Annotated in this window: 1 protein-coding gene; it reads left to right on the top strand. The window is 60.5% G+C overall.

What is annotated here, in order from left to right; all coding sequences use genetic code 11:
• Positions 1-772 (top strand): IS3 family transposase (locus ACEN88_RS33165; protein ID WP_413346556.1); only part of this gene is annotated, 772 nt, incomplete at its 5' end.
• Positions 773-780: the final 8 nt, after the last annotated feature.

Here is a 780-nt window from a genome sequence, read left to right as displayed (position 1 = left end):
CCAGCCCGCCGTGTGCAAGGCCAGCGTGCATGTGCGGGCCGCTTTCGCGGCAAGCCATCAAAGCTACGGCAGCCGCAGGATCGTGGCCGCCCTGGCCAACGACGGGCTGCAAATCGGCCGCCATAAAGTGCGGCGGCTGATGCGGCAAGCTGAGCTGAAACCCGTCTGGAAGCGTAAATTCATTCACACAACCGACAGCAAACATGCCTTGCCGGTAGCCGCCAATGTGCTGGGTCGTCGGTTTAATCCGGTGGCACCGAACGTGGCCTACGCCTCCGATATCACGTATATCCGAACTGGCGCCGGCTGGCTTTATTTGGCGGTCGTGCTCGATCTGTTTTCGCGTCGGGTGGTGGGCTGGGCCATGGCGCCAAGCATGCCTGCCAGCCTGGTGTGCGAGGCCCTGAACATGGCCATCGGGCACCGGCAACCGGCGCCGGGCCTGGTGGTCCATTCCGATCGCGGCAGCCAGTACGCGAGCGCCGAATACCAAGCTTTGCTGGCCAAGCACGGCTATATCTGCAGCATGAGCCGGAAGGGAAATTGCTGGGACAATGCGGTCGCCGAACGCTTCTTTCTGAACCTGAAAATGGAACGGGTCTGGCAACGCCAGTATGCCAATCATGCCGAAGCCAGAATCGACATCGCGGCCTACATCGTGGGCTTCTACAACTGCGAACGGCTGAACTCCGTTCTGGGCAACCTGCCGCCCACCGTCTTCGAGCGGAACATGGCAGCAAAAGAATCTATCGTGGTGTCCGAAATTACTTGACCACTACA

It is taken from the genome of Massilia sp. CT11-108 (genome assembly GCF_047302915.1).
GTDB classification, from domain to species: domain Bacteria; phylum Pseudomonadota; class Gammaproteobacteria; order Burkholderiales; family Burkholderiaceae_D; genus Telluria; species Telluria orientalis.
The sequence above is the reverse complement of the archived record's forward strand: the minus strand, read 5'-3'. Positions and strand labels throughout refer to the sequence as shown.